The following is a 6321-nucleotide window of genomic DNA, read 5'->3' on the forward strand; positions in this document are numbered from 1 at the left end:
GAATCACCGTCGGACGAGCCACCGGTCGAGGAACCGCCCCCCGTCGAACCGCCGGCCACCGAACCGCCATCGGTGGAACCGCCGTCGGACGACCCACCATCCGTCGAACCACCGTCCGTCGAACCGCTGCTGGTGGAGCCTCCGGTCGCCCCACCCGTCGTCGACCCCTCGTCACCGGGAAGCGAAATCCCGTCCGGGTCGACGTCTCCGACCGCCATGGTGAAGACCTGGCTGTCGGAGACCTCCTCGCCGGAAGCGAGCCGCGCCTTGTAGGTGAACGTCATCCGGTAGACGCCGTCCTTGGAGAAGACCCAGTTGGCGTGCTCGTGCGTGCGGGCCGGGACCTCATAGGTGTCGGGCAGACCGTCCCGGGTGTCGAAGCGCATCATCGGCTCGCCGAAGGGAGTCCACTCGAAGATCAGCAACTGGCCGGGGCCCTCCACCTTGTCCAGCGACATGGTGAAGTTCCCCTGGATGTCGGCGCTCTGGAACGCCTCCGTGCTCCAGCCGGCCCAGAGCAGCTCCGGGTCCTGCGTCTGGGGAATCGAGTAGAAGACATCACCGGGCGCGCCGATGAAGGACAGACCGTCCGCCGGGTCGGGGACCGTCTGCCTTCCCTTCGCCGTCAGGTGCATGATGACGGAGCCCGGCTCGCGCCAGACGACGTCGGATGTCCTGCTGTCCTTGAACAGGGTGCGGAACTCACCGTTCACCAGGCGCGGCGCGACGGCGTCCACATGCCCGACGTCGATCACGGTGCGCTCGTCCACCACATCACTCGCCGCCGGTTCCGGCGCGTACGCCACAGGGACGGCGTATGGCGCGGCCCCTCCCCCGTCGGCCGACGCCACCGAGACGATTCCCGCCGCAGTAAGCGCCAGTACCCCCATCACAAACGCGGACCGCGTAGTCGATCTCATCGCCCCTCATCTGGTCACAAGCCGCACCTCTGGAGCGCGCGGCGGAATCGGGCTCCGGGCCCTTGAGAAGTGCGCGCGGCATGCCCCCCGCGTACATGCAAGTCCCCTGCGGGAGAAGGACATCTCGTCCGTGCACTTGACCCAGAGCATAAGTGGGATGGTAATCATTTTCAATAACTTGACCGCAAGGTCGCCCCCACGCCGAGAAGGCGACGGCCCGACAGTCCTGCGGACAGGACGCCCGGCGGCCTGTCGCTCAACGATGGGCGTCAACATGCCGCGCCCGCCCACACCTTGACCGTCGATCCCCAGATTCCACGGCGCGACGAACCGAGCCCCGACCTTTGGCGAGACTGTTTGCACATGGTATTCGTTTTCATATAGCGTGAACCTCACCGTCCCGACGTCACCAGAGGAGAAACCCGCATGGCCGTTCCCAAGCGGAAGATGTCCCGCAGCAACACCCGCCACCGGCGCGCCCAGTGGAAGGCGTCCACGCCGGCACTCGTCCCGGTCACCGTGGACGGCGTCTCGCACCTGGTGCCGCAGCGGCTGGTCAAGGCCTATCAGCGCGGCCTGCTGCGCCCCGAGGGCTGACACCGGATGCCGAACCACCGATTGCCCGTCACCGTCCTGTCCGGCTTCCTCGGCGCGGGCAAGACCACGCTGCTCAACCATGTGCTCGGCAACCGCGAGGGGCTGCGCGTCGCCGTCATCGTCAACGACATGAGCGAGATCAACATCGACGCGGCGCTGGTGCGCGGCGGCGAGGCCGCCCTGTCGCGGACCGAGGAGCGGCTGGTCGAGATGACCAACGGGTGCATCTGCTGCACGCTCCGCGACGACCTGCTGGAGGAGGTGGACCGACTGGCCCGGGAGGGCCGCTTCGACTACCTCCTGATCGAGTCCAGCGGCATCTCCGAGCCCATGCCGGTCGCGGCCACCTTCGCCTTCGCCCGTGACGACGGCGCCACCCTCGGCGATCTCGCCCGCCTCGACACCATGGTCACGGTCGTCGACGCCGCCAACTTCCTGGCCGAACTCGCCGGCGGCGACGAACTCGTGGAGCGGGGCCTCGACCAGTACGAGGACGACGAACGCACCGTCAGCGATCTCCTGATGGACCAGGTCGAGTTCGCCGACGTCATCGTGCTCAACAAGCTCGACCTCGTCACCGAGGAGGACGCCGAACGGCTCCGGGCCACGCTCGGCCGCCTGAACCCCCTGGCCCGCATCGTGTCCGCCGTCCAGGGCCGCGTCGACCTCGAAGTCGTCCTCGACACCCGGCTGTTCGACCTGGAACGAGCCCAGCAGGCTCCCGGCTGGGTCGCGGAACTCAACGGCGACCACACCCCGGAGACCGAGGAGTACGGCGTCTCGTCGACCGTCTTCCGCTCCTCGCGCCCCTTCCACCCCGAGCGGCTGTGGCGGTTCGTCACCGAGGAACTGGACAGCGGCGCTTACGGCCGCATCCTCCGCTCGAAGGGCTTCTTCGTCCTGGCCGGCCGCCAACACGTCACCGGACTGTGGTCACAGGCCGGTTCGGTCGCCCGTTTCGAGCCCTCCGCCGCTCGCGACACCGGGGACGCGACGGGCCAGGAGCTGGCCTTCATCGGCACGGACCTGCGCACCGAAGAGCTGTACTCGGCCCTCACCGGCTGTCTGCTGACGGACGGTGAGAGCCCGCCTACGGACGACCCGTTCCCCGCGTGGGACACCTACGGCATCGACGACACATGCGCCCCCGCGGACCCGGCACTCTCGGCGCACCCCTGAGACTCCGGTCCGGACGGTGGTCGCAGCCACGGCACCGTCCGGACCGGTCTTGCGCGACCCACCTCAATCAGCGCAGGAGGCCCGGCGCCATGGAAGACGCCCTGATCAAGGAGCACCCCCCGAGCTGGCGATCCACGCGACAGCGGGCCGCCGTACTCCTGGTGCTGCGCGACGCGGCCACCTTCGTCTCCGCGACCGAACTGCACGCGGCACTGACTGCGGACGGCGCCGCCATCGGACTAACCACGGTGTACCGGACGCTGCGCGTACTGGAACGGACCGGTCACGTCGACGTGATGCGGGACAAGACCGGTGAGCGCCTCTACCGTCCGCGGCCCGCGGACGGGCACCGTCACTACCTCGTCTGCCGGCGATGCGGTCACAGCCGTCCCGTCGACGCGGACAGCGTGGAGCGCTGGGCGGAGAGCCTGACCGCGTCCACCGGGTTCACCGAGGTCGAGCACACCTTGGAACTCACCGGCGTCTGCGAGCCCTGCCAGTCGGGCGGGGCGCCATCCCCCGGGTAGCCGATACGTCAAGTATCGGCAACGATTGTCATATCAAACAACGCAACCGTGGCTTTGATATTCGTTTTCATTTAGCGTGGGCGACCCACGGCCGACCAAGGCCGGCCCCCTCGCCCCGCCTACATTTGCAATGCATTGCGGAGGATTCCCCATGTCTACGTTCTCGTCCCGCCATGTCACCCTTCTCGTGGCGGGGGCATCCCTCGCCCTAGTGGCAGGGTGCGGCAACTCCTCGGACACCAAGAGCGACGGGAAGGGAACGACCGCCCCCGAGGGCTCCTCCAAGGTCACGGTGGTCGCGTCGACGAACGTCTACGGCGACATCGCCCAGCAGATAGGCGGCGACAAGGTAGACGTCACCTCGATCATCAGTGACCCCGCCCAGGACCCGCACTCCTACGAGGCCAGCACCCAGAACCAGCTGGCACTCTCCAAGGCGAAGCTCGTCATCGAGAACGGCGGCGGTTACGACGACTTCATCGACCGCATGCTCAAGAGCAGCAAGTCCTCCGCCGAGGTAATCAACGCGGTCGACGTCTCCGGCAAGACCGCGCCCAAGGGCGGAGAGCTCAACGAGCACGTCTGGTACGACTTCCCCACCACCGCCAAGATCGCCGACCGTATCGCCGCGAGCCTGGGCAAGGCCGACCCCACCGACGCGGCTGCCTTCACCGGGAACGCCAAGGCGTTCAAGGCGAAGCTCCAGCCGCTCGAGGCGAAGGAGGCACAGATCAAGAAGGCCCACGCGGGCGACGGCATCGCCATCACGGAGCCCGTGCCGCTGTACCTGACCGGGGCGTCCGGCCTGGTGAACAGGACGCCCGAGGACTTCAGCGAGGCCATCGAAGAGGGCGACGACGTGTCCCCGAAGGTCCTCCACGACACCCTGGCACTGTTCACCGGCAAGAAGGTCGAGGCGCTGGTCTACAACGAGCAGACCTCCGGACCCGAGACCGAGAAAGTCAAGGCGGCCGCCAAGGAGGCCGGCATCGCCATCGTTCCCGTCACCGAGACCCTGCCCAGGGGCATGGACTACGTCGGCTGGATGACCTCCAACGTCGACGCGCTGGCCCACGCCCTGGACAAGTGAGCCAGCCGGACATGACCTCCGTACCCCGGGCCCGCGGAAGCAGGGTGACGGTCGCCGCCGACGGCGACGGCCACCCTGTGATCAGCATCAACGACGCCGCCGTCTCCTACGGCGCCCGCACCGTGTGGCACGACCTGAACCTCGACGTGCGTCCTGGGGAGTTCCTCGCGGTGCTCGGGCCGAACGGGTCGGGCAAGACCAGCCTCATGAAGGCGCTGCTCGGCCGGCAGCCGCTGTCTGCCGGCACGCTGACCGTCCTCGGCTGCCCGCCGCGCGACGCCGGACGGCACATCGGGTACATCCCCCAGCAGGCGTCGCTGTCCGCACAGACGATGCTGCGGGCCCGCGACCTGGTGCGTTTCGGGATCGACGGCCATCGTTTCGGGCTGCGGCTGCGCACGAGCGGCACTCGGCGCCGGGTCGACGAGATCCTGGATCAGGTCGGCGCCTCGGCCTACGCGGACGTTCCGGTGAACCTCCTCTCCGGTGGCGAGCGCCAGAGGGTACGTGTCGCCCAGGCGTTGGCCACGGATCCGCGCATTCTGCTGTGCGACGAACCGCTGCTCTCCCTGGACCTCAACCACCAGCGCGCGGTCACCGAACTCATCGACGCCCGCCGCCGTTCCCACCGGACGGCCGTGGTCTTCGTCACCCACGAGGTCAACCCCGTGCTCGACCTGGTGGACCGGGTGCTGTACCTGGCCCCCGGCGGCCATCGCGTCGGCACCCCGGAGGAGGTTCTGACCTCCGAGTCCCTCTCCGCTCTCTATGGCACGCAGGTCGACGTCGTTCGCGTGCGCGGCAGGATCGTGGTGATTGGCGTACCCGACGGAGCGGCGGCCCAGCCGCACCACAGTCACGAACTCCACACGTCCGACGGAGCCCGGTCATGACCCTCGCAGACGGGATCTGGCAACAGATCTTCACCTTCGACCACTACGGCGAACTGCTCGACCTGGTCCGCAACTCCCTGATCGCCGGCGCGGCCCTGGGCTTGATCGGTGGTCTGGCCGGGATCTTCGTCATCATGCGCGACCTCCCCTTCGCCGTGCACGGGATCAGCGAACTGTCCTTCGCGGGTGCCTCGGCCGCGCTGCTGCTGGGGGCGAACGTCGTGGCCGGGTCCATCGTCGGCTCGCTCCTCGCGGCCGGCGCGATCGGGGTTCTGGGAGCCCGCGCCCGTGGCCACAACTCGGCGATCGGCATCCTCATGCCCTTCGGCCTGGGACTGGGCGTCCTGTTCCTCGCGCTCTACAAGGGCCGGGCCGCCAACAAGTTCGGCCTGCTCACCGGTCAGATCGTCGCCGTCGACACCCCGCAGACGACCTGGCTGCTCGGCACCTCCGCCGTGGTTCTGATCGCGCTCGTGGTGATGTGGCGACCGCTCGCCTTCGCCAGCGCCGACCCGGACGTGGCCGAGGCCCGTGGTGTCCCCGTACGCGGACTCTCCCTGGCGTTCATGATCGTGCTCGGTCTTGCCGTCGCCCTGTCCGTCCAGGTCGTCGGCGCGCTGCTGGTCCTCGCGCTCGTCGTCACCCCCGCGGCCGCCGCCGCCCGCGTCACCGCCTCCCCCGTGCTTCTGCCCCTGCTCAGCACGGTCTTCGCGGTGCTCTCCATCGAGGGCGGCATCCTCCTCGCCCTGGGCAGCAGCATCCCCATCAGCCCGTACGTCACGACGATCTCCTTCGGCGTCTACGTCGTCTGCCGTCTGGTCGGCAACCGCCGCACCCGACGTCCGGGAGCCCGCAGAACGGCACCGCAGCCCGCCTGACGGCCCGTCCGAGCTTCCCGGTCCCGCACATGGACGGTGTCCGCGTGCGGGACGGGGGGCTCACTGCGTCCGGATCCGCCGGTCGTCAGGGCGGTGTCGTCCACGACGAAGCTGGTCTGGAGGTGATGTTGCAGTTGGGGCGGACCGCGCTGACCATGTCGATGTCCAGCGCCTCCTCACCCGCCCAGCCCTTGTCGTTGGTGGGCAGCGAGGTGGTGGAGCCGGTCTGGGAGACCT

At 68.7% G+C, this 6321-nt stretch carries 7 protein-coding genes; 6 read left to right on the forward strand and 1 reads right to left on the reverse strand.

Annotated elements, in window-relative coordinates:
• Window positions 1–806: choice-of-anchor M domain-containing protein (locus AB0898_RS30305; protein WP_366806249.1), on the reverse strand; the 806-nt coding region annotated here is incomplete at its 3' end.
• Between the two features lie 540 nt (window positions 807–1346).
• Here AB0898_RS30305 and rpmF point away from each other — a divergent pair.
• The 6 genes from rpmF (at window position 1347) to AB0898_RS30335 (ending at window position 6084) form a co-directional block, all read left to right on the forward strand.
• The gene (gene rpmF / locus AB0898_RS30310; RefSeq protein ID WP_366806250.1) at window positions 1347–1517 is read left to right on the forward strand and encodes a 50S ribosomal protein L32; all 171 of its coding nucleotides are present in this window, start codon (window positions 1347–1349) and stop codon (window positions 1515–1517) included.
• 6 nt (window positions 1518–1523) lie between these two features.
• Window positions 1524–2696 (forward strand): GTP-binding protein, encoded by a 1173-nt coding sequence (locus AB0898_RS30315; RefSeq protein ID WP_366806252.1) that lies wholly within the window; start codon window positions 1524–1526, stop codon window positions 2694–2696.
• Between the two features lie 89 nt (window positions 2697–2785).
• Entirely contained in the window at window positions 2786–3223 is a 438-nt protein-coding gene (locus AB0898_RS30320) for a transcriptional repressor (protein ID WP_366806253.1), read from the forward strand.
• 151 nt (window positions 3224–3374) lie between these two features.
• Window positions 3375–4313 carry a metal ABC transporter solute-binding protein, Zn/Mn family gene (locus AB0898_RS30325; RefSeq protein WP_366806254.1) on the forward strand — a complete coding sequence of 313 codons (939 nt, stop codon included), beginning with the start codon at window positions 3375–3377 and terminating at the stop codon, window positions 4311–4313.
• Between the two features lie 11 nt (window positions 4314–4324).
• Entirely contained in the window at window positions 4325–5206 is an 882-nt protein-coding gene (locus tag AB0898_RS30330; protein ID WP_366806255.1) for a metal ABC transporter ATP-binding protein, read from the forward strand.
• Window positions 5203–6084 carry a metal ABC transporter permease gene (locus tag AB0898_RS30335; RefSeq protein WP_366806256.1) on the forward strand — a complete coding sequence of 294 codons (882 nt, stop codon included), beginning with the start codon at window positions 5203–5205 and terminating at the stop codon, window positions 6082–6084. The genes AB0898_RS30330 and AB0898_RS30335 overlap by 4 nt, the downstream gene beginning before the upstream one ends.
• Window positions 6085–6321 lie beyond the last annotated feature (237 nt).

It is taken from the genome of Streptomyces sp. NPDC005435, assembly GCF_040703155.1.
Lineage (GTDB): Bacteria > Actinomycetota > Actinomycetes > Streptomycetales > Streptomycetaceae > Streptomyces.